This is a genomic window from Dysgonomonas sp. HDW5A, assembly GCF_011299555.1.
Lineage (GTDB): Bacteria > Bacteroidota > Bacteroidia > Bacteroidales > Dysgonomonadaceae > Dysgonomonas_A.
On sequence record NZ_CP049857.1, the window covers coordinates 2,244,251 to 2,267,489 of the forward strand.

Sequence of the window (23,239 nt, forward strand, 5' to 3'; positions counted from 1 at the left end):
GGTCTGCGACCTTTATTTTTGTCCCAACCAAGTCAATTTGTGCCATAATCCTTCAAGAGGTCCTTGTTTATGAGATTTCTGCCACCATTTGCAGAATTGTAACTGCAAGGCAATAATAATACATCCTACAATCAAACTGTTTGTATAACCGCAATAAGGAGAAAGATTTAATCCGATGGGGAAAAATATAAATGCCCCTATAAGCGATTGAGATATATAATTGGTAAGGCTCATTTTTCCGTACACTCTGAACCACGAAATTTTTCGCTGAAATGCCTCTTTCTGATAAACAATCACAAATGAACTTATGAGTACAAAGGTAAACAATAGTTTTTGCCACATATCAAACATTACTCCAATTGTATTTATTATAAATGGAGTATTAGCCGGATCAGATAATTCGACTTTTAGTTGATATACGGGGGCAAAAAGAACTGCACATACGATAAGAGTTTTTGTCCAGAATTTTATGTTATCAGGTGTTGAGAGAAATAATTGTCGGCGCGAAATTAGTAAGCCTAAAAGAAACAAGCCTCCTGTTTGTAAAAAACGTCCACCTTCTACAGCCCATAAGAAACTCGCTAATTGGCCTGTAGTAATATTTGCCCAAATGAAGGGCAGAAATTCACCACTTTTATTGATTTCTATAATCTGAGAATAAAGATCGCTATTCATCTGTTCGGGTAAGACGAAAGCCGGATTGACAAGCCCCGATATATAATAAAACCATTGCATAGGTTGCAATAAAAGTATAATCATAAAAATAAAGATTGCCTTATCGTTCCATTTTCTGACAATAAAGAGAATAACTCCTACTATTGCATATAAAAGTAAGACATCTCCTCCCGGAAAAAACATGGCGTTGAGTGTGGCAAACCCCGCAAGAAGAAGTAGTCGCCATAAAAAACGAATACCAAAATCGTTGCCTTTGCTTTGCTGATTCTTAAACTGTATGGCAAAGGTGAATCCGAACAGGATGGAGAAAATAGCATAACCTTTCCCGGCAATCAAAGAAAAAACGACACTGTAAACTCCTTTGTCTAAAATGTTCAGCCATTCGGGCTGTGTCGATGGATCGGGGTAAACAGGATAGATGAAATGTTCCACACTATGGATTAATACTATGGCAATTACGGCAAATCCACGTAAAGCATCAACCAATTCTATTCGAGGTGTTTTTCCGAGTATTTCTTGCTGCATGAAAAATGGTCTTTTAAGATTATGAAAAATAAAGCATTGAACTTTGAACTTTGGTTTGAAAAGGATGGATAAATATATTAAATTAAAATCTATCTAGCTAATTCTGCAAAATTACATAGACTTTGTATACGATTGTAAGTCAGAATAAATCGGAATGATTATATTTGTATTTATAAGTAAGGGAAATAAGCTGTTTAATAAACGTTTTTGTATATAAATAGCTTATCCGAATAATTAAAATAGGTCTTAAGACCTTAATAGAATACACATTGTATGAGTAAAGATAAAATACCTCAAAAGACCACACCCAGAAGGAAAAAAAGCGATATAATTGCTGCAACTGTCAGCTTTTTCAATAATAACACCAGTAATTCTTATAACTACAAGCAGATAGGAGCCGAAATCGGTATCAAGAAACAACCCGAGCGTTTAATGTTAATGACGGTGCTTGAAGATCTGGTTGAGGATGCTTTTATTATAGAAACAAGTAAAGGGAAATACAAATCGAACACCAGAGGAGTACTTCTTGACGGAAAATTCGAAAGAAGAAGTAATGGGAAAAACTTCTTTGTACCCGAGGATGGCAGCGAAAATGTATTTGTAGCCGAACGCAATTCGGCACATGCCATGAATGGCGATAAAGTACGTATTCAGATGCTGGCAAAGCGTAAAGGCAAAAGTTCGGAAGGAGAAATTATAGAAATACTTGAAAGAAAGCAAACCCGTTTTGTGGGAACGTTGAATGTTCAAAAGCATTTTGCATTCCTTGAAATGGATAGTAAAATTCTGGCAAATGATATTTTTATCCCCAGAGAAAAACTGATGGGCGGTAAAACAGGAGATAAAGCACTGGTGGAAATTGTAGAATGGCCCGAACGTGCTAAAAATCCCGTAGGAGAAGTATTAGATATACTTGGAGAAGCAGGAACTAATAATGCTGAGATGCATGCTATTTTGGCGGAGTTTGGTTTACCCTACAAGTATCCTGAGAATGTAACAGCTGAGGCTGAAAAAATATCGGATGTAATTACAGCAGAAGAAATTGCTAAACGTGAAGACTTCCGCTCGGTTACTACATTTACTATTGACCCTCGTGATGCGAAAGACTTTGATGATGCTCTTTCGATCCGTCAATTGGAGAATGGAAACTGGGAAATCGGCGTGCATATTGCCGATGTTACGCATTATGTAACTCCCGGGGGCATTATTGATAAAGAAGGCGAGGAGCGTGCAACTTCAGTTTATCTGGTTGACCGTACAATTCCCATGTTACCCGAAAGATTGAGTAACGGATTGTGTTCGCTTCGACCCAATGAAGAAAAACTTTGTTATTCAGCCATTTTTGAGTTGAATGATAATGCTGAAATAAAGAAATATAGAATTGGACGTACCGTTATAAATTCGGACAGACGTTTTACTTACGAAGAAGCTCAGGAGATTATCGAAACCGGCGAAGGAGACTTCAAAGCCGAAGTTTTGAAATTGGATGAGTTAGCCAAGAAATTACGGGCAAAACGCTTCGAAAATGGAGCTATTGGTTTTGAACGTGAAGAAGTTCGTTTCGAGATCGATCCTGACGGAAAACCTTTAAGTGTATATTTTAAAGAGCAAAAAGATTCTAATAAACTGATTGAAGAATTTATGTTGCTGGCAAATAAAACAGTAGCAGAATTTATCGGTAAAGTTCCTAAAGGAAAGAAAGCAAAGACATTTGTATATCGTATACATGATGTGCCTAATCCTGAGAAGATGGAAAGTCTGTCTCAATTTATACGTCGCTTTGGCTATAAAGTAAAAATAGACGGAAGTAATTCGGCGGTTGCAAAATCAATCAATCAATTGTTGGATGATGTGCATGACAAACCCGAAGAAAACCTGATATCAACGATTGCTATCCGTGCTATGGCTAAAGCTGTATATTCTACATCGAATATAGGTCATTACGGACTTGCGTTCGATTATTATACGCACTTTACATCGCCCATACGTCGTTATCCAGATATGATGGTGCATCGTTTGTTGACTCTTTATATGGAGGGTGGACGCAGTGTGAGTGAACAACAAACCGAAAACGAATGTAAGCATTGTTCGGATATGGAGCAATTGGCTGCAAATGCCGAACGTGCTTCTATCAAATATAAACAAGTGGAATATATGTCGGATAAAATCGGGCGTGTATTTAAGGCTGTAATTTCGGGTGTTGCCGAATGGGGCGTATATGCCGAAATTGAAGAAAACAAATGCGAAGGATTGGTACCTATGCGTGAGCTGGATGACGATTTCTACGAATTTGATGAAAAGAATTATTGTTTGAGAGGTCGCCGCAGTAAAAAAGAGTATCGTCTGGGAGACGAAATCAATGTGAAAGTTATTAGAACCAATCTTGAAAGAAAGCAATTGGACTTCACTATTGTAGACTGAAATGATTTTTCTAATTTTGTAGGCTAAATTGTAGATAGTGAGGTCTGAGATAAGACCTCCTTTGATAACTTTAGCTGATATACTAGTGATAGTTATAGTTTATATATTAGGAGTGTTAGTGTTTACTTAATAAGATAATTAGGTGTTATTTAACTCGGCAGGCTTCGCTGTATTTTTTATTTTTGTGTTCTCCCTTTATTGGTTTGTTTTTAATAAATCATTAAAATGGCAGAACATATTCTTGGCTGTTTGTAGTTATTTCTTCTATGGCTGCTGGGATTGGCGTTTCATGTTCTTGTTAGGCTTTTCTACCTTTCTGGATTATTTTTCCGGATTGAAGATTTTTGAGTCAAACACCGCTTCGAAGAAGAAATTCTGGCTAATACTCAGTGTGGGGCTGAATCTTGGGTTTCTCGGATTCTTCAAATACTATAACTTCTTTATCGAATCGTTTGCCGAATTGTTGTCGTCTGTAGGTTTCACACCTCATATGACAACTCTAAATATTATCTTGCCTGTAGGTATTTCATTCTATACATTTCATGGATTGTCCTATGTTTTCGATATCTATTTCGGAAAGATAAAACCAACCCGCAATTGGATTGACTACTCGCTTTTCGTGAGTTTCTTTCCTCTCCTGGTTGCAGGTCCTATCGAAAGAGCAACGCATTTACTTCCGCAAGTAGAAAAGCCAAGAGTATTTAACTATTCGAAAGCTGTAGATGGCTTAAGGCAGATTCTTTGGGGATTATTCAAAAAAGTTGTAGTAGCCGATAATTGTGCCGAATTGGCGAATACCATATTCAATAACCATCAACACTATTCGGGTAGTACTTTGGTATTGGGAGCTATGTTATTTGCTATACAGATATACGGCGACTTCTCAGGATATTCCGATATTGCTTTAGGTACGGCTCGCTTACTTGGATTCGAACTGTTGCAAAATTTCAGGTTTCCTTATTTCTCGAGAGATATTGCCGAATTTTGGAGACGCTGGCATATCTCGCTGTCTTCTTGGTTTAGAGACTATCTTTATTTCCCATTAGGCGGAAGCAGGGGAGGGATGGCTAAAACTATTCGTAATACATTCATTATATTTCTGGTCAGTGGATTCTGGCATGGAGCTAACTGGACATTCCTTGCATGGGGTGGACTGAATGCTCTGTTTATAATGCCATCCATTATATTCAAAACGAACAGGCGAAATCTGGATACGGTTGCTCAAGGACGGATGCTGCCCTCTATACGTGAATTTTGTCAATTGATTCTGACTTTCTGTTTGGCAAGTTTTGCCTGGATATTTTTTAGAGCAGAATCCATTACTGATGCTTTTATGTATATAAAAGAAATATTCTCTGCCACTTTATTTCAAAGCCCCGATGTTATATCAGGAAAAGTGATAGCTATTGTGGGAGTCTTTATGCTTATCGAATGGCTGGGGCGTGAAAATAAGTATGCGTTAGAGAAATTGACATTGAAATGGAAGCGTCCGCTTAGTTGGGCTTTCTATTATTTAATAATACTGGCTATACTTTGCTTTACAGGAAGTGAACAACAGTTTATATATTTTCAATTCTAAGGGATGAAGTCATTTTTAAAGAGTGTATTTCGATTTCTGATTATACCGATAGTAATTTTTTTACTGCTGGTTGTGGGTTATATTGTTTATGACCCTTTTCAAATTGTACATTCTTATGACAAATATACGTCACTGCAAGTTAATCGCAGTTATATGTCAACGGAGGTATTTCTTAAGAATTACAAGAAAGAACATTATAATTCGTTCATCTTTGGAAGTTCACGTATTTTCGGATATAATGTAGATTCTTGGAAAGAACATCTGGGAGCTGATGCCAGTGTTTATTCATTTGATTCGTACGGCGAAAAAATAGAGGCCGTTTACCATAAGCTGAAATTCCTCGATTCTCTGAATGTTGACATTAAGAACGTGTTATTGTGTCTTGATGTTGACTTTACTTTTAATTATAATGAGAATGAGCCTAAGTTTCTATATATGGAGCATCCGCTTCTTTCGGGAAAAGGTTGGTGCGATTTTCATGAGACTCATTTCTTAGCCTATTTGACACCTTCTTTTATTATTTCATTTTACGGAAATAGAATTTTAGGTCTCGAGAATAGTTATATTGGTCAACACTACTTCTTTGTTCAGGCGAGTTTCGATCCGAAGACGAATCGTCCTTTCAGATCAGATTTAGAGGAGCGTATTAAAAATGAGCCTGATTATTACGATGCACCTATGTTTTATCCTGTAAATGACACTCTGATAATAAGCCAGTTTATTCAGGTAGATAAACATCATGAAGAAACTCTTCGTGGAATAAAGGATATTCTGTCGAAACATAATACCAATTATAAGGTAGTTATTAATCCGCTTTATCCGCAAGTGAAGTTCAACCCGCAAGATATGGATGCAATTATAAGTGTATTTGGCAGTGAGTATGTATATGATTTCTCCGGAAGAAATGAGTTTACAACATGCAAGTATAATTATTACGAAGAGTCGCATTTCAGGCCTTTTGTAGGTGATAGCATTATGAATATTATTTATCGGAAATGATAAGGTCTCAGACCTTTTTATTACTTTGGCAAGTATCACAACTAGGGTTAGTTATGTCGATAAAATATCGCATTAAATATTTAACGCTACTTAAATCGGAGACTAATGCAAAACACCTATTGTGATATTTTTTAATTATGACTAATTTTGGTAAATATACTATATGAGGTCTGCGACCTCAATTTCGAAGAAAACCTAAAACAAAAAAAGATATGAAAAAAGTTGTATTGATCCGTCACGGTGAGAGTGTATGGAATTTGGAAAACAGATTTACAGGTTGGACAGATGTTGATTTAACTGAGAATGGTGTTAAAGAAGCAATCAAAGCCGGTAAACTTTTAAAAGAAAAAGGATTTAAATTCGAAAAAGCGTATACTTCATATTTGAAGAGAGCTAATAAAACATTGAATACAATCTTAGATCAAATGGATTTAGATTGGATTCCTGTTGAAAAATCTTGGCGTTTGAACGAAAAGCATTATGGTATGCTTCAAGGTTTGAACAAAGCAGAAACTGCTGAGAAATATGGCGATGAGCAAGTTCTTATCTGGAGACGTAGCTACGATGTTCCACCAACAGCATTAGCTGCTGACGATCCTCGTTCTCCATATCTTGATCCTCGTTACAAAGACGTAGATAAAAAAGACCTTCCTCTTACAGAAGCTTTGAAAGACACTGTGGAAAGAATACTTCCTTATTGGAATGATACTATTTTCCAAGCGTTGAAAGATCACGATGAGATTATTGTTGCTGCTCACGGTAACAGTCTTCGTGGTATAATCAAACACCTGAAAGGAATTTCTGATGAAGATATCGTATCATTGAATCTTCCAACAGCTGTTCCTTACTTATTCGAGTTTGATGACAACTTGAAACTTGTAAATGACGAATTCTTGGGTGATCCGGAAGAAATCAAAGCTTTGATGGATGCTGTAGCCAATCAAGGAAAAAAGAAATAAGGTTATGCTTATATAAAAAAGAAAGCCATCATTCATTTGAATGATGGCTTTCTTTTTTTAGTAATGCTGCAACTATTTAATTATTATTGAGCTTTTTGATTATTCTGTCTTCAAATAGCTGGATGAGATCATTGTATAGTGGAGGTATTGAGTCTGCCGTCCTATCTATGATAATCGTATCAGGAAGATATCCATATTTAATGATGCTTGTTAAATTTATTTTTGAAGAGTGATTATCTCCCGTGATATAAAAATGGGTATTTTCGTCATCTATCCGGATAGTGTCTGTATCTTTTAGCTTATTATAATCCAGTATTTTGGCTATGGCTTCTTTTATGTATTTATGATCTGATAAATATGTATGTCCTATACTGTCAAAAACAATAGTGCCGGCATAATATTTTTTGAGATAATTCACCCTTTCCATTTGGAGGTTATTGTATCTTTCTATTAACTTTTCCTTTGAGTAGGGGAATTGGTAACTATTCTCAATATTAACGAATTTGTATGTGGGTGTTGTTTGAAATATAGGTCGTTGACTTGTAGCAATAAATGAGAATAAGGATACTCCCATAATAGCATATTTCAGTATCGGATTTATTTCCTTGTATTTGAACTTCGAGAATAAGAAATAGGATAGTAATAGGCTGATAAGGGCTATGTTGTCACTCTGATCAACTACCCTGTTAATAGGTACACCGACTGAGTTTACTGTGTCGATTAATGGCTGTGAGTAGCTGCTTTTCCAGAAAATAAATAAAACGGCAATCACTATATGGACCTGTTTTTTGTATCGAGGCAATAGTGAACTGAAAAAGTATGCAAAGGCAAATAATCCTGCAAAATCAGATAGTTTTCCCGTTAACAATCCAGGAAATGCATACTTTAAATAAAAGTCATTTAAAAGTAGTAACAAAATAGAAAATATAAAAACAGGATGCTTTAGTTTCGACTTCATAACTGTGTAGTGAGGATATATAATTATAGACTTAGATTTAATTTATAAATGCCTCGTAACCTAGGCACTCGTTTTGTTTGGCAAACCGCGTATTCAAGTAATTATCGTAATATTCTTTGGAGTATTTAGCCGCCAGAGCCTTATCTTTTTCGCTACCGTTTAACACGATATTGTGCCAGTGTGTACGGCTCAGCATTAAGGTTGCAGAGGCTTTTTGTTCATTGTTTTGTGCTTTCTCGTAGGCTTTCTCGTAATACTCCTGAGCAATAGAAGCTGTCATATACGCACTTCTCCACGGGTCAAGCATCTTTATGTTCCCGTAATAGGCATCGCTTCCACTCCAACTATAAGAAACCATCATCCATGAATTGCCCCAATAAGTTGTGTTGAAAAAGGCATGCCCTAATTTGAGATAAGCATCTGCCGATTTTTTAGGATCACTTCCTTTGGCTGTTTTTTCAAGGTCGAGCAATGTTTTCACAAAACTGGTCTTATTAAACTTGTATGTGAAATCGCGGCTTTCTTGAGAATACAGATTCTTTGGTATAAAAGGGTCTTCATTCAAGTAGTCCTTAAAATAATACGTTGTATCCCAGAAGTCCTGTTTCATGTCGGCAAACGATTCATAGGCAGTTTGTAAATCCCTGTTACGAAATGCGATTGTACCTTTTAAATCTCTGTAAGCATCTATCGGATTGAAGGGTTGATCGCAGATGTACTGTTCGAATTCGCTCTTGTTCGTTTTTTGTAGGAGTGCGATTAGTTTGTCCATATCCGATACAGAAGCATTGTAGTCCAGTTGTCTCATAACTCCATAATAATCGGAAGAATACCCCTGTGTATTCCAAAATGCGTCTCCGTCATAACTACGGTCTTTATTCGATATGTTCTTTAAAAGACAGTAGGATACAATGTCTCCTTTTTTCTTCAATTCATTTGATAATGCCAGATCTAACGTGTAAATTATTCTGTTATAATTATCATAACTGGCGACATCCTCATTTTTAGAACTATACATGCTTTCTTTATGTCTGTTAGGCACTGCCCGAAGCTGTGATTTCAGCTTATTTATTTCACTGACATAGTTTTTCTTGAAGCTGCCAGTTGTTACATCATCGGTTTTGATGGATAGCCAAATATTTTCGATAGACTTTTGTAATAATATGGATGGATCGGCTTTAGACGATATGCTAGCCAAATATTCTTTGGCTTCGGCTCCATTTTCTTCCAATAGAGATAGATGAGCTAAGGCAATAGCATAATAATCTTTTTCGTCTTGTTGCTTGGTCTCATTTCTGAGTGTGATTACAAATACTTTAAGTCTTTTAAGGTATTCTAAGTCAGTCTCGAGATTCTGCTTTTTTATTTCGGCTGTCTCTTCGTCATCATTCCAACTATACCGATACTGGTATGCTCGTGAGAACGGATTTTCTTCCGATTTTAAGTAAATAGAACTTATTAACCAATCTTCCAGTTTATTTATCTCACGCATAACCATAAATGTGAGGTACTGACTGTTTTTATCCAGATTATGGATGTTCTGTATAGAATCTAAAGTACGTCCCGGGTTTTGGATTGATCTGAGTACGACCTCTATACTTTTTTCTTTATCGGTGAATGTTGAAGGTGTAGGGATATTGTAATTGTACAATTGCACGGCTCTGAGTTTTTTCTCATCGCTACTGTCAAAAACCTGAATATAATACAGATTGGCATCGGCTTTTCTTTCGAGCCTGTCCAATGACATGGCCTTGAACAATCCCGCCCATACAGACATTAGACTGTTGGGATTAATTGTTTTAAAATAAGTGTCGAATATTTCGGAAGCCTCTTGGTATTCCTCCAATTGCCAGCTTAAACGCACTGCCTGAAATGCATATCGCTCTTTTAAAAATGCAGATTTTACAGTGTTTAGCTTTGCCTTTGCTTCAGCCAGTAATTCGTATTTTTGGGCTATACTTTTATTAGGGGCTTTATTAGGTTCATCTTTCCATTCTTCGAAGTTGGCATCGGTGAAATCATATTCGGTGGATTCTGCTTTCTTGGCAAAAACAAGATAATCGAGTATGTCTTTATGCTTTTTATCGGCAGTAAGATACTTTATTAAGGAGTTGCCCTTATATTCCTTTAATCCCGAATTTTCGAAAGAGCTAATAAACGCAGTCGGATCAGTATTATATTGTATCTCATAAATGTCATCCAAGCTGATATCTTTTGATGTTGCCTTTTGCCATTCGGTAATATTGCGGGTGCGGTCGTTACCCATCGGGTCAGGATTCATATTATAGAATAACGAAGCCGTAGTGTAAACAAAAGGGTTCATCGATTGCATCCATGGCAATTGTGCTTGAAATGTCATAGGTCGATATTCCCATTCAAATTCCCAATAACCACAGGCTTTTAAATTTCCTTGTGTTATAAATAGGCTAATGAGAAGAGCTAGTGTAAATATTTTTGATTTCATCAGTTGGTATATTATTAGTGTCGCCCCATGCAAAAAATGTAATGCGTGAGTACTTATCTGTTTTTATTTCAGAGAGTAAATATTGGGATAATTCTTGTAACTCTTGTTTGGTGAGGGCTTCAATTCTTATTTCATCCCCCGGACGGGCAAAGAAATCGCCTATAACCATTTCTTCATTTAGGCGAAACTTGTTTTCGGCAATTTGACTATATTGTTTATTGTTGGAATAATTTTCGCAGGTTGCATTTCTGATTACTCCTTTGAATTCCTTATTCCGGAAAATTACTCCCCAACTGAATAATGGTAAAGCAATATCAGTTTTCAGTGGATAGCTGACTCCGGATACATATTTCTTGATTTCATCGAGAGTTACTATCGAGTTTTCGATGTCATATTCATTAGCTGCCTGTAAATTGTAGCACATCAATAGAACCCTTTTTACGGGAGGTATGCCTGCCACTGTCGGATTCTTGTATTGCCAAAGACGTAGGGTAGTAGTTATCTCTTTGTCGGGAATGGCAGCTTGCAGCTTTTCGATGAAATAAAAGAATTTATCTTTTGTGCCTTTCGACCAATCGCAATCAATCAGTATCTCTGAATATTTGTTGGCAAAATCTTGAATAGCGAATTGCTCGTTGGTTTGATCTATTCTACTTTTTATTCTTGTCGCCAATGTATCCAATTGTTCCTTTGATGATTTTTCAAATACATTATTCGAGAAAAATATGGCAGGGGTTATATGATTACAAGGTAGAGAGTCTTTACTAGCCAATATGGTACTTATTGGTTTGGCTTGTTTTGAGCCGGCGTCCCATCCCACATCAAAATAGCGGATATACATGTGATCGGCTGTGGTTTGCTTCCATACATTATTATCTTGAGTATCAAATGTAAAAGTTGTCTTCCAATAACAAAAGGAATTTTGCTCGTCAAGACTCCTTTTTTCTGATGAATTACAACTGACAAGTAGTGTGATAATTAATGTGTATAATAAATATTTCAATGCTATAAATCTTTTGTTCAAAGGTATAAAATAAGTAAGATGAACTATTTAATGTCATGCTTAAAAAAATATAACCGGTAGTGATTGTTTTCGGTACTTGAGTAATAGAAAGTCTAATGCACTAGATGATTATTTTGTTAGAAATAGTTGATGTTAGTTTTCTTATTATAAATAAAACCAATCATTAATTATACCTTATCAAAGGGTTTGATATCAGAGTTTTGACATTTTGATAGAAAACAATAGAAGAATATTTGTTTTAAATGGCTGGATATCTTCAACAAATCACTAATTTAGATGTTCAATATTACACAGTAAGAAAATATAATATCAAAACTTATAAAATATGAAAATCGGATTTGTTGGTTTAGGCAAGATGGGTGGCAAAATGGTTGAACGCCTATTGAATCATGGACATGAGGTTGTAGTTTATAACTTAACTTCAAAAGAAGTAGATGAGGCTGTTAGCAAAGGTGCTGTAGCTGCTAAAGACTTGACTGACTTAGTTGGAAAATTAGACGGACGTAAATTGGTGTGGTTGATGGTTCCTGCCGGAAAACCTGTAGAAGAAAACATAGCAGAGCTTGTTTCGCTATTAGGCAAAGATGATATTATTGTTGATGGTGGAAACAGCTACTGGAGAGAAACTGTAGAACGTGGTAAAAAAGTTGCCGAAAAAGGCATTCATTATATAGATTGTGGAACCAGCGGTGGTGTTTGGGGACTTCAAAATGGTTACTGTCTGATGTACGGTGGCGAAAAAGGTGCTTGTGATTTTGCAGAGCCTATTTTCAAATCATTAGCTCCTGAAAACGGATATATCCGTTGCGGAGAAAGTGGTTCGGGACACATGGTGAAAATGGTTCACAATGGTATCGAATACGGAATGATGCAGGCTTATGCCGAAGGTTTCGAAATTATGAAAAAATCTCCATACGATGTTGATTTAGAAAAAATCTCTCGTGTATGGATGCAAGGTTCGGTCGTACGTTCGTGGTTACTTGAGTTGATTGGCAACGCATTGGAAGGAAACGAAGACCTGGCAGGTATTAAACCTTATGTTTCTGATAGCGGTGAAGGTCGTTGGACTGTACAAACTGCTATTGACTTTGATGTACCTGCTCACGCAATTACCGCATCATTGTTTACTCGTTTCGAATCAAGAGAAAACGATTCGTATGCATATAAATTATTGTCTGCCATGAGAAATCAATTTGGCGGTCACGAGATAAAAAAAGACTAAGATCTTTAAAGTAGGGGCGTATTGTATACGCCCGTTTACATAAGTCTGTTTGTTTAAGGGCGTATACAATACGCCCCTACTAAAGAAAAAAGCGAATGAAAAAAATAAAAGATCAGGTCTTGGTGATTTTTGGTGCGTCGGGTGACTTGACATATCGAAAATTAGTTCCGGCTCTTTTCGATCTATATAAGCAAAAATCTTTGCCCGATAATTTTGTTGTGCTGGGTGTTGCACGAAGTTCCTTTACTGATACTTCGTTCAGAGAGAAAATGATTGATGGAATACGTCAGTTTGCAATATCGAAAGATGCTGCCGAAAAAGAGATTGACGCTTTTTCTGAAAAGCTGTTTTATCTGTCGATAAATACGGATGATGGAGCTGAATATTCAAAACTTACATCTCGTCTTAAAGGATTTGATGATGAGAAAGGAACAGATGGCAATTACTTATTCTATCTGTCTACTCCTCCTAACTTGTATCCTTTGATACCTAAGTTTCTGGCTAAAGAGGGTTTGAATGAAAGCAAAGGCAAAATCAGACGTATTGTTATAGAGAAACCGTTTGGTAATGATTTGAAGTCGGCAGTAGAACTTAATAAAAGTCTTTTGAACGATTATGAAGAGCATCAGATCTATCGTATGGATCACTATCTGGGTAAAGAGACAGTGCAAAACTTGCTAGTGACTCGTTTCTCAAATAGTATCTATGAGCCTTTGTGGAATCGGAATTATATTCACCATGTAGAAATTACCGCTGCCGAAAGTATCGGAGTTGAAGGTCGTGGAGGATATTATGATCATTCGGGAGCTATGCGTGATATGATTCAGAATCACTTGTTTCAGTTACTGGCTCTAGTGGCTATGGAACCGCCTACGGTGATTGAATCGGATGCTATCAGAAATGAAAAGCTGAAAGTCTTTCAAGCTATGCGTCCATTGAGTCAGCTTGATATTCAAAATAATGTAATAAGAGGTCAATATACGGCAGCAAACGTTAAACGTGTTCCTCAGAAAGGATATAGAGAAGAAACGGGAGTTAATCCCAATTCTCGTACCGAAACCTATGTAGCCATGAAGATGTTTGTTGATAACTGGCGTTGGGGTGGTGTGCCTTTTTATCTTCGTACAGGGAAGCGTTTGCCTACCCGTGTGTCGGAAATAGTTATACATTTCAAACCAACTCCACTTAACTTGTTTGTTGACAACAAAGAATATTGCAGTGATGGAAATGTATTGGTAATACGCATACATCCAGATGAGGGCATCTTATTGAAAACAGGTATGAAAGTTCCGGGAAATGGTTACAGGGTAAAAGAGGTGAATATGGATTTCCACTATTCGCAACTACAAGATACCTATGTTCCGGGAGCATACGAACGCTTGTTGCTAGATGCCATGTTGGGTGACTCTACTCTATACACACGTGGCGATGCTTTGGAATTTGCATGGAAGTTTGTTCAACCGATACTCGATTATTGGGAAGCAAATCCGGATGCTCCATTGTATGGATATCCCTGCGGATCGTGGGGGCCTGCATGTGCCGATGGTTTGATCGAGGGTGAAAATATGACATGGAGATATCCGTGTAAAAATCTGTCAGACGACGGTATATATTGTGAATTATAGGTCTTAGGCTATTTACTTACCAAAGCAATAAATAGCTCTGTGAACTTGGATATTATCAATTACTATGATTATGGATAAGAAGATTAATATATACAAAGATGTCGAAGCCCTCAGTGAGGGCTTTACGTCGTTATTAAAAGAAGAGTTATCGAAACGTGAGATCGTGAATATTTCACTTTCGGGAGGCTCTACCCCTAAAGCTCTTTTCAATTATTGGGTCGCCAATTACTCTGAGTCTATTGATTGGAACAGAATTGCATTTTTCTGGGGGGATGAGCGTTGTGTACGCCCTACGGACGAAATGAGTAATTTCGGGATGACTAAAAGTTTGTTGTTTGATAAAATTCCGACAATAGATAAAAAGAAGATTCATCGTATACATGGCGAAAATGAGTCTAAAGAAGAAGTACAATGGTATACGTCTATCATGGATAAATACTTACCTAAAGAAAACAATCTTCCGACTTTTGATATTATGATGCTTGGTATGGGCGATGATGGTCACACAGTATCTATATTTCCCCATCAGATAGAGCTGTGGAATGCTGAGGCTGATTGTGTAACTGCTCAACATCCTGAAACTGGCATGGAACGTATCAGTTTAACGGGACGTATTGTTAATAATGCCCGTAATATAGTCTTTTTGGTAACCGGAAAGAATAAGGCTGAGAAGGTTAAGCAAATAGTCGAAGAGCGTGAGGCTTTTGTGGATACTTATCCTGCAGCAAAAGTAAATCCTGTGAATGGAAAACTTTTCTGGATGCTGGATGAAGAGGCTGCAAGTTTGTTATAAGAAGATAAATGACCTTAATATCTAATCCATTGCCGATCTGACGGTAATGGATTTTTTTTATTCTAACTTTATCTATAATAAGGTGACAGACCTTTTTATTGCTTTGGCAAGTATAACAAATATAGAATGTTACAACTGCAAAATAGACCAATAAATTTTATTCTTTACTTACTTATCATGGATGATATTATATTTGAGAATGCTAAAATAGCAGCAACAATGAAACTGAAGAATAGTGTCACCTTTGTCACTTTTGTAACCTTTTTTGAGTTTGTTGTTTGATTATTAGTTGTTTAGTTGGGTTTTAAAAGTGTACTTTTTTTGCCACCTTTGTCACTTTTTTGTCTAACTAAATGTATGGTATTGTCACCTTCTTGTTTCGCCTTTTAAGAGGTATATAGCTTAAGTAACTATATTGCATTCATTTTAGTGCTTGTATTAAAAGGATTTAAGGGATGCAAGTATTTTGTTAATTAACAACTCAATTGTAAAGCCCTTTAAGGCTGAACATTTTTTTTGATTATATTTGTGAAATCGGAAATCAATCATAAAATAATATTCATGAAACAAAAAACACTAAAGACTTGTATTCTTGTTGGTTCGGTGTTTCTCTCTTCACTAATTAGTCCGAACAGTGTGAATGCACAGGACATGATGGGAAAAACAGGACTTATTAAGCTTTGGGCAGGTTTGAAAGAGAAACAACCCGAAGATCAATTGCCGCATGGTAAAGCACCTTTTCAAACTTCGGAAAGAAAAGCAAAGCAAAATATTCCAACTAAGTTAATACCTATTCAGCAAGGTGAGTGGATTATCTCGGATGGTTGGGAGTTGGGTACTTCAACTCAGGTACTCGAATCCAAAGAGTCTATTTTCAGCCCTAATTTCGATACAAAAGGCTGGTATAATGCAACTGTTCCCGGAACGGTGCTTACTACACTTGTAGATCAGGGCGAATATCCCGATCCTTACTTCGGGCTTAACAATATGGCTATACCCGATACATTGGCGTATATGAAATGGTGGTATCGTACCTCTTTTGATTCGCCGGTAAATACCGATGGTAAGAGAGTACGTCTTTTATTGAACGGTATAAATTACAGAGCGGAGGTTTTCTTAAACGGAAAGAAACTAGGCAATATAACAGGTGCTTTTATTCGTGGCGAATTTGATGTTACTTCACTTATCAAGTCGAGTGGTAAAAATGTACTGGCAATTTTGGTTTCTCCACCCGATAATCCGGGTATATCACACGAGCAATCGATGGTTGCCGGACAAGGATTGAATGGCGGACAATTAAGTTTGGACGGACCTACCTTTGTTGCTTCTATGGGTTGGGACTGGATACCGGGTATTCGTGACCGAAACATGGGTATCTGGCAGGATGTAAGGCTGAAAGTGGGTAGCGATGTTTCTATCGGCGATCCTCAGGTGGTAACTAACCTTCCTTTGCCTGACACAACAAAAGCAACAGTTAAGATTATTGTTCCTGTAAAGAACTTGTCAGATTCTCCGGTGCAAGGAACACTGTCAGCTAAATTTGAAGGCGTAGACATTAACTTGCCTTATAGCCTGAAAGCAAAAGAAGAAAAGACTTTAACTTTTGATCCTGCCAATTTTAAGGAATTGAATATAAAGAATCCAAAACTTTGGTGGCCTAACGGATATGGTGCTCCAAATTTGTATAACCTCGAATTGCAGGCAAATGTCGGAACAACTGCTTCTGATTTGAAAAGGCTACGTTTCGGTATCCGTGAACTTTCGTATGAGTTGATGATAAATACTCCTGCTAAGGGAGATCACAGAATAGCTTATACGCCTGTGGATGTTGAAATGGATGGTAAACCGATCTTTGATTATGAGAATGTTGTAAAAGTAGGTGACCCGAAATTAAATAGGACTATTCCTACATTACAGAAAAATATAGATGAGGCTGTTGTTTTTGAGCAACTATCGAATGATGACCCGGTAGGTCAATACTTTGTATTCCGTGTAAATGGTGTCCGCATCTTTATAAAGGGTGGAACATTCGGTATGGATGATGCTATGAAGCGTATCTCTCGTGATAAGTTTATGACTTATTTTCAATTGCACAAGGATGCTAATTTTAACCTGATCCGTAACTGGGTAGGCGAAAATACCGAAGAGTTATTCTACGATATGGCAGATGAATATGGTATGCTTGTTTGGAATGACTTCTGGATTACAACGGATGATACGGTAGAGCCTAACGATTATCAGTTGTTTATGAAAAATGCAACGGATGTTGTACGCCGTTTCAGGACTCATCCATCTATTGCTATCTGGTGCCCACGTAACGAAGGGTATGCTCCTGAAGGAATGGAGCCGCAATTGGCTAAGATGTTGGCAACTGAAGATCCTACACGTCATTATCATGGAAACTCTCGTTTCTTGAATGCTGTAAATAGTGGACCTTACGGATTCTTTAAAGATCAGTCGCGTTATTTTACGGAAACAGCCGAAGGGTTTAATACCGAGTTTGGAGCTCAGGCAATACCTACAGCGAATACAATCCGTAAGTTTATAGCTCCCGAAGATCAGTGGCCAATTAATGACGTATGGGCTTATCATGATTTACACCATACAACTCACTTCTTCGAAGACTTTATGGCAGCTGTAAATAGCTATGGTAAGGCCAATAGCATGGAAGATTTTTCTAAGAAATCGCAGATGGTGACCTACGATACTTGGCGAGCTATGATTGAGGCATGGAACAGTCGTATGTGGGACAATACAACGGGGCTTATCATGTGGATGAGTCATCCGGCATGGCCTAGTATGACTTGGCAGACTTATACGTATGATTACGAAACTCCGGGTTCATATTTCGGAGCTAAAAAAGCACAAGAGCCTATACATATTCAGATGAATCTGCCTGATAATAAGGTGGTGATTGTTAACTCTACTCGTGAGGCTTATAAAAATATGACAGTAAATGTTCGTTACTTCCATATAACTGGTAAGGAGTATTTCAATAAGACAGCGAAATTTGATGTTCCTGCCAATGGAAAGGTAGATTGCTTTATTCCTGAGCTTCCAACTAAAGATGTACCTAAGTATACTTTAGTTCGCCTTGAATTGAAAGATAGTAAAGGGAATATTGTTTCTATCAACGACTATTGGAAAAACTGGGGTAATATACAATCCAATCAGGCATTGAATGCATTGGGTAAACCGGAGTTGAAGTTGACGTTGAAAAAGGCTGTAGGTTCTAAATTTATCTATGAATTAGAAAATACTTCATCGGAGTTTGCTGTAGCGGTTAAATTGAATGCTAAAAGTACAATAACCGGTGAGATTATTCTTCCTGCTTATTTCTCGGATGGTTATATGAATCTACTACCCGGAGAAAAACGTAAGGTTGAATTGGTATTGCCTGATATGACTCCTGCGAACTTTAAAGTAATAGCCGAAGGATATAACTTTGATTCGGTAGAGTTGTAAATTACTATTTATTATATACACAATCAAGGGCCGGGAGTGTTCCCGACCCTTGATTGTGTATTATATTGTCTGTATAAGTCTTCTGTTAATATGCGTACAGCCTTAGATACGGGAATTCAGCTACATTGAGTGACGCTTTCCGCTTTCTTAAATCACATCATAAATTTATCTGTATAATAGTGGTTGTAATGATGTGCATTTATGCCATTGCTATTGTAGGGGGAATTGCTATTGCTTTAATGATCTAAAATAATTTGTATAAAGTAAAAAGGAATAAAGACCGATGCAGATTAGTCGTTATTCCTTTTGCTATTTTACATGAACAAGTCTGTTGCTGTTGTCTAATCTTGTATTATGCATTGTATAGTTTAAGTTCTACTATCTCTTTTAGGGTAAGTTGCTTCAGTTGTTCTGGTTCTGAATATTCCGGTTTGAAATCATATCGATCAATGCTTTGTGATAATGCCTCCCATTCTACCTTGTCGATTTGGTCAATTGCTTTTTGAATAACATCCCTAGAGGAGGTTCCCCATGCAATTAGACTAGGAGTTACAGCGTTGTTATAGTTAAACCCCGAGTCTGAACTGAAAACACAGGTTACAGGCACTTTTTCTCCTATTTTCTTTTCATGTACAGATGGCAGTTCTTTGATTTTTATACTGCACAATCCCCAATGAACTTCTTCTGCTCTTGTGGTTTCTGCCAAAACAAGGATTCCTATTCCGTCAGAATCTATTTGACTTATAATACCTGCATTTAAGACTCCTCTTTTTAATAAAGCGGTGGGACTTCCTAGCCTCTTGAAAACAAGAATTGCCAATACTATTGTTGCTATACTTATTAATGTGGTTATAGCTCCAAGTAGGATGAACCATATTCCTCCAAGTGAGTAAAGCCATATACTCAAAACTCCTGTTATCAGAGCAATAATAAGGGCTCTCATTGCAAAACGTTGCATTTTTTTGTAATTTTCATTATAACGTTTTGCTAAGTTAGCATCTACATCGTAGTAAAAATGACGTTCGGCATAACTACCCATAAACTGAGGACCTATATCTGCGTACGCTGACTCTTTTTCATCATTACTCATATTTGCTTATTTAATTATAACTTGTCTTTGCCCTCCCTCTATTTCCTTAACTGTAACATGTACTGTATCATGAGGAAGGAGTGATTCTATCCTTTCGGGCCATTCTATAAAGCAGAGAGAGCCGCTAAAGAAATAATCTTCGTATCCGAAGTCGAAAGCTTCTTCTTCTTTATTTATTCTGTAAAAATCAAAGTGATAAATTAGCTCGCCCGAGTCTGATCTGTATTCGTTTATTATGGCAAAAGTAGGGCTGTTTATTACGTCATCCACTCCGAGCTTTTCGCAAATAGCTTTGATGAAAGTAGTTTTTCCCGCTCCCATTTCTCCGTGAAATGCGAAGACCGTATTGTCGCCCATCTGCTTAATGAATTCAGAAGCAGCATTAGCAATGGTGTCCAGCGATTTTATTTCTATAGTTGTCATGATCTTTATATTTGTGATTCTTGTATTATTATCTCGGATTAAGAGTGACTAATGGTAATAGCATCTCTTCTATTGAGATTCCTCCATGCTGGAAAGTATCCGCATAATAAGATGTGTAATGATTATAATTATTGGGGTAAGCAAAGAAGTCTTCATTAAGAGCAAATATATATTTACTGCTTAAGTTGGGTGAGGGGAGGCCTATCTGTGATGGGTTTCTGCTCTCGTATACTTTTTTGTAATCGTAATCTAGATTTTTGCCTACTTTATATCTTAAATTCGTATTTGTAGCTTTGTCTCCTATAACCTTTAAGGGATTCTTTACCCTGATTGTTCCATGGTCGGTTGTAAGGACAATACTGTATCCCATATTTGCAATATACTTGAACAGGTCGCTAATGCTCGAATGTTTGAACCATGATCGGGTAAGTGACCGGTAGGCAGCCTCATTTGCCGCTAATTCGCGTATCATCTGCGAGTCGGTTCTTGCATGCGAAAGCATATCTACAAAATTAATGACAATAACATTCAGTTGGTTATTGCTAAGTGAATTTAGATTTTGTACAAATTTGCTGCCGTATGCCGAAGTGTGTACCTTATTATAAGAAAATGAATAGTTCTTTCTGAACCTGTCTATTTGAGTTTGTATCAATAGGTCTTCATTCAGATTTTTGCCTTCGTCTTCTATTTCTTCTACCCAAAGATTCGGATACATTTCAGATATCTGCAAAGGCATCAATCCTGAGAAGATAGCATTACGCGAATATTGTGTGGCAGTCGGTAGTATCGAAAGATACATGTCTTCATCAAAAGTAAAATCGGGTGCAAGCATGTCTTTTATTGCTGCCCATTGATCTAAACGAAAATTATCTATAAGAATGAAGAATAGTTTCTCGCCATTATCTAATCGCGGGAATATTTTTTTCTTAAATAGATCGGGGCTAATAATAGGTCTGTTATCCGGATTTTGAATCCATGAAACATAATTTTTCTTGATGAATTTACAAAAAGAATTATTGGCATCTTGCTTTTGTGCCACAATAAGTTCAAGCAAAGGATTTTGGGTTGCAGTGAGTTCCATTTCCCAGAATACGAGTTTTTTGTATACCTCTACCCATTCTTCGAAAGTATAAGAATCTCCAATCTGCATGCCTATCTTGTTGAACTCTTCACGATAACCCTCTACTGTTGCTTCGGTTACAATGTCGTGTTTGTGTAAGTTCTTTTTTATAGATGATAGTATTTGATTTGGATTAACAGGCTTAATTAAATAATCTGCTATTTTTTTTCCTATGGCATCGGTCATAATACCCTCGTCTTCACTCTTAGTGATCATAATTACGGGTATGTTGGGATCTATTTCTTTGATTTTGGTCAAGGTCTGTAAGCCTGTAAGTCCGGGCATGTTTTCATCTAGAAATACAAGGTTAAATTGTTCTTCTTTACAGCAATCAAGAGCATCTTGTCCGCTATTGACTGTTACGATCTCATAGCCTTTATCTTCTAAGAAAAGTACATGAGGGCGAAGTAATTCAATTTCATCATCAGCCCAAAGTATGCGATATTTTTTCATATAATCATCAATTATCTATTCTTATGTTTTAGTGCGTTTTTTTCTATCAGATAAAATAAAAAAAAGAAATTAATCAGCCTAAAGCAATAAAAATGTCTGTGACCTCAAAGTTAAGTATTTCTATATAACAAGAGTGTAATTGTGTGAGCTTAAATTATATCAATAGTTTTTTATTCGAATAAAATATGAAAATAGTAAGGTGTTTTTTTTGATATGTGCCTGATTTATTGTATTTTTGCACCTCAAATTACGAGGAAGTGGATAGTCTTCATGTGGTATTCTTTTGATACACACTTGATTGGCTATTTGTTCTTGTCGTATTTGTAATGTAGTTTAACCAAATAAAAATTGAATTTTTTAAGTTCTAAAAGTTAAAAGAAATGCCTACAATTCAACAATTAGTAAGAAAAGGACGGGCTGTTTTGGTTGAGAAGAGCAAGTCTCCAGCATTGGATTCTTGTCCTCAGAGAAGAGGTGTTTGTGTACGTGTGTATACAACAACTCCTAAAAAACCAAACTCGGCTATGCGTAAAGTAGCACGTGTGCGTTTGACAAACGGTAAAGAGGTGAATGCTTATATTCCTGGAGAAGGACATAACTTGCAAGAGCACTCTATTGTACTTGTTAGAGGTGGTCGTGTTAAAGATCTTCCAGGGGTACGTTATCACATCGTTCGTGGAACATTGGATACTGCCGGCGTGAATGGTCGTACGCAAAGACGCTCTAAATACGGAGCTAAGAGACCTAAAGCAGGAAAAGCGGCACCAGCAGCACCAGCTAAGGGAGGAAAGAAAAAATAATTTTTCGTTCCGATAATCGACATTTTTAATTAATTCAAGTATTAAAGTGTTTTTTAGTTTATTGGGTAGGCTACTATAAGGTTGAGTAAATGGTTCGGCGGAGCCGTTGAAGACAGGGAGATCGGCAACCAAAAACAAGAACAAAATTTTTAAACAAAAATGAGAAAAGCAAAACCAAAGAAAAGACAGGTACTTCCAGATCCTGTTTTCGGTGATGTAAAAGTTACAAAATTCGTAAATCACTTGATGTACGATGGTAAAAAAAGTACTTCTTACAGTATTTTTTATACTGCATTAGAAGTGGTTAAAAACAAACTTCCTAACGAAGAAAAGAGCTCTTTGGAAATTTGGAAAGCAGCTCTAGATAATGTGACTCCTCAGGTAGAAGTGAAGTCTCGCCGTGTAGGTGGTGCAACATTTCAAGTGCCAACAGAGATTCGTGCAGATCGCAAAGAATCTGTATCTATGAAAAATCTTATCCTTTATGCTCGCAAGAGAGGTGGTAAAACTATGGCTGATAAGCTAGCTGCAGAGATTGTAGATGCTTTCAATAACCAAGGTGGATCATATAAAAGAAAAGAAGATATGCATAGAATGGCTGAAGCTAACCGTGCATTTGCTCACTTCAGATTTTAATTAAGGAG

The 23,239-nt window shown here is 36.9% G+C and carries 17 protein-coding genes; 10 read left to right on the plus strand and 7 right to left on the minus strand.

Going from position 1 to position 23,239, the window contains the following annotated elements; genetic code table 11:
• Window positions 1-12: 12 nt before the first annotated feature.
• On the minus strand, window positions 13-1,200 hold the full coding sequence (locus G7050_RS09260; RefSeq protein WP_166114342.1) for a DUF418 domain-containing protein: 1,188 nt from the start codon (window positions 1,198-1,200) through the stop codon (window positions 13-15).
• A 273-nt stretch (window positions 1,201-1,473) separates the two neighbouring features.
• Between G7050_RS09260 and rnr the strand changes: the two genes are divergently transcribed.
• The 4 genes from rnr to gpmA all read left to right on the plus strand — a co-directional run bounded on the left by rnr (window position 1,474) and on the right by gpmA (window position 7,158).
• On the plus strand, window positions 1,474-3,621 hold the full coding sequence (gene rnr, locus G7050_RS09265; protein WP_166114345.1) for a ribonuclease R: 2,148 nt from the start codon (window positions 1,474-1,476) through the stop codon (window positions 3,619-3,621).
• Between the two features lie 142 nt (window positions 3,622-3,763).
• Window positions 3,764-5,200, plus strand: a complete 1,437-nt coding sequence (locus G7050_RS09270; RefSeq protein WP_166114348.1) for an MBOAT family protein — start codon at window positions 3,764-3,766, stop codon at window positions 5,198-5,200.
• 153 nt (window positions 5,201-5,353) lie between these two features.
• A complete protein-coding gene (locus tag G7050_RS09275; RefSeq protein ID WP_166114351.1) occupies window positions 5,354-6,199 on the plus strand; it encodes a hypothetical protein in 846 nt (281 codons plus the stop codon).
• Window positions 6,200-6,411: 212 nt separating this feature from the next.
• Window positions 6,412-7,158, plus strand: a complete 747-nt coding sequence (gene gpmA / locus G7050_RS09280) for a 2,3-diphosphoglycerate-dependent phosphoglycerate mutase (protein ID WP_166114354.1) — start codon at window positions 6,412-6,414, stop codon at window positions 7,156-7,158.
• Window positions 7,159-7,234: 76 nt separating this feature from the next.
• Here gpmA and G7050_RS09285 read toward each other — a convergent pair whose 3' ends face one another.
• Genes G7050_RS09285 through G7050_RS09295 form a run of 3 tightly spaced genes read right to left on the minus strand, consistent with a single transcriptional unit; the run spans window position 7,235 to window position 11,583 of the window.
• Window positions 7,235-8,116 carry a hypothetical protein gene (locus tag G7050_RS09285; protein ID WP_166114357.1) on the minus strand — a complete coding sequence of 294 codons (882 nt, stop codon included), beginning with the start codon at window positions 8,114-8,116 and terminating at the stop codon, window positions 7,235-7,237.
• A 37-nt stretch (window positions 8,117-8,153) separates the two neighbouring features.
• Window positions 8,154-10,580: a hypothetical protein gene (locus G7050_RS09290; protein WP_166114360.1), complete on the minus strand. Its 2,427-nt coding sequence runs from the start codon at window positions 10,578-10,580 to the stop codon at window positions 8,154-8,156.
• The gene (locus G7050_RS09295; protein ID WP_166114363.1) at window positions 10,543-11,583 is read right to left on the minus strand and encodes a hypothetical protein; all 1,041 of its coding nucleotides are present in this window, start codon (window positions 11,581-11,583) and stop codon (window positions 10,543-10,545) included. Before G7050_RS09295 ends, G7050_RS09290 begins: the two co-directional genes overlap by 38 nt.
• 346 nt (window positions 11,584-11,929) lie before the next feature.
• Between G7050_RS09295 and gnd the strand changes: the two genes are divergently transcribed.
• The 4 genes from gnd (at window position 11,930) to G7050_RS09315 (ending at window position 18,709) form a co-directional block, all read left to right on the plus strand.
• On the plus strand, window positions 11,930-12,826 hold the full coding sequence (gene gnd / locus G7050_RS09300) for a phosphogluconate dehydrogenase (NAD(+)-dependent, decarboxylating) (RefSeq protein WP_166114367.1): 897 nt from the start codon (window positions 11,930-11,932) through the stop codon (window positions 12,824-12,826).
• Between the two features lie 95 nt (window positions 12,827-12,921).
• Window positions 12,922-14,451, plus strand: a complete 1,530-nt coding sequence (gene zwf, locus G7050_RS09305) for a glucose-6-phosphate dehydrogenase (protein WP_166114370.1) — start codon at window positions 12,922-12,924, stop codon at window positions 14,449-14,451.
• Window positions 14,452-14,521: 70 nt separating this feature from the next.
• Complete coding sequence (gene pgl, locus G7050_RS09310) at window positions 14,522-15,244, plus strand: 6-phosphogluconolactonase (RefSeq protein ID WP_255499080.1); 723 nt, start codon at window positions 14,522-14,524, stop codon at window positions 15,242-15,244.
• Window positions 15,245-15,805: 561 nt separating this feature from the next.
• Complete coding sequence (locus G7050_RS09315) at window positions 15,806-18,709, plus strand: glycoside hydrolase family 2 protein (RefSeq protein WP_255499081.1); 2,904 nt, start codon at window positions 15,806-15,808, stop codon at window positions 18,707-18,709.
• Between the two features lie 352 nt (window positions 18,710-19,061).
• On the opposite strand, the gene G7050_RS09320 is transcribed toward G7050_RS09315, so the two are convergent.
• From G7050_RS09320 to G7050_RS09330, 3 genes are read right to left on the minus strand one after another with little or no spacing between them, the layout of a single operon-like run.
• Entirely contained in the window at window positions 19,062-19,799 is a 738-nt protein-coding gene (locus tag G7050_RS09320) for a DUF3239 domain-containing protein (RefSeq protein WP_166114373.1), read from the minus strand.
• A gap of 6 nt (window positions 19,800-19,805) precedes the next feature.
• A complete protein-coding gene (tsaE, locus tag G7050_RS09325) occupies window positions 19,806-20,222 on the minus strand; it encodes a tRNA (adenosine(37)-N6)-threonylcarbamoyltransferase complex ATPase subunit type 1 TsaE (protein WP_166114377.1) in 417 nt (138 codons plus the stop codon).
• Between the two features lie 28 nt (window positions 20,223-20,250).
• Window positions 20,251-21,795: a bifunctional response regulator/alkaline phosphatase family protein gene (locus G7050_RS09330; RefSeq protein ID WP_166114381.1), complete on the minus strand. Its 1,545-nt coding sequence runs from the start codon at window positions 21,793-21,795 to the stop codon at window positions 20,251-20,253.
• A gap of 380 nt (window positions 21,796-22,175) precedes the next feature.
• On the opposite strand from G7050_RS09330, the gene rpsL reads away from it, so the two are divergent.
• Window positions 22,176-22,595, plus strand: a complete 420-nt coding sequence (rpsL, locus tag G7050_RS09335) for a 30S ribosomal protein S12 (protein WP_166114384.1) — start codon at window positions 22,176-22,178, stop codon at window positions 22,593-22,595.
• Window positions 22,596-22,754: 159 nt separating this feature from the next.
• A complete protein-coding gene (rpsG, locus tag G7050_RS09340; protein WP_166114387.1) occupies window positions 22,755-23,231 on the plus strand; it encodes a 30S ribosomal protein S7 in 477 nt (158 codons plus the stop codon).
• Window positions 23,232-23,239 lie beyond the last annotated feature (8 nt).

Excerpts from the sequence above, each read along its gene's own strand:
- gnd (WP_166114367.1), top strand. The coding sequence starts at position 11,930 with ATGAAAATCGGATTTGTTGGTTTAGGCAAGATGGGTGGCAAAATGGTT.
- pgl (WP_255499080.1), top strand. The coding sequence starts at position 14,522 with ATGGATAAGAAGATTAATATATACAAAGATGTCGAAGCCCTCAGTGAG.
- G7050_RS09260 (WP_166114342.1), bottom strand. The coding sequence starts at position 1,200 with ATGCAGCAAGAAATACTCGGAAAAACACCTCGAATAGAATTGGTTGAT.
- G7050_RS09285 (WP_166114357.1), bottom strand. The coding sequence starts at position 8,116 with ATGAAGTCGAAACTAAAGCATCCTGTTTTTATATTTTCTATTTTGTTA.
- G7050_RS09330 (WP_166114381.1), bottom strand. The coding sequence starts at position 21,795 with ATGAAAAAATATCGCATACTTTGGGCTGATGATGAAATTGAATTACTT.
- rnr (WP_166114345.1), top strand. The coding sequence starts at position 1,474 with ATGAGTAAAGATAAAATACCTCAAAAGACCACACCCAGAAGGAAAAAA.
- G7050_RS09290 (WP_166114360.1), bottom strand. The coding sequence starts at position 10,580 with ATGAAATCAAAAATATTTACACTAGCTCTTCTCATTAGCCTATTTATA.
- zwf (WP_166114370.1), top strand. The coding sequence starts at position 12,922 with ATGAAAAAAATAAAAGATCAGGTCTTGGTGATTTTTGGTGCGTCGGGT.
- G7050_RS09315 (WP_255499081.1), top strand. The coding sequence starts at position 15,806 with ATGAAACAAAAAACACTAAAGACTTGTATTCTTGTTGGTTCGGTGTTT.
- gpmA (WP_166114354.1), top strand. The coding sequence starts at position 6,412 with ATGAAAAAAGTTGTATTGATCCGTCACGGTGAGAGTGTATGGAATTTG.
- tsaE (WP_166114377.1), bottom strand. The coding sequence starts at position 20,222 with ATGACAACTATAGAAATAAAATCGCTGGACACCATTGCTAATGCTGCT.
- rpsG (WP_166114387.1), top strand. The coding sequence starts at position 22,755 with ATGAGAAAAGCAAAACCAAAGAAAAGACAGGTACTTCCAGATCCTGTT.
- rpsL (WP_166114384.1), top strand. The coding sequence starts at position 22,176 with ATGCCTACAATTCAACAATTAGTAAGAAAAGGACGGGCTGTTTTGGTT.
- G7050_RS09275 (WP_166114351.1), top strand. The coding sequence starts at position 5,354 with ATGTCAACGGAGGTATTTCTTAAGAATTACAAGAAAGAACATTATAAT.
- G7050_RS09320 (WP_166114373.1), bottom strand. The coding sequence starts at position 19,799 with ATGAGTAATGATGAAAAAGAGTCAGCGTACGCAGATATAGGTCCTCAG.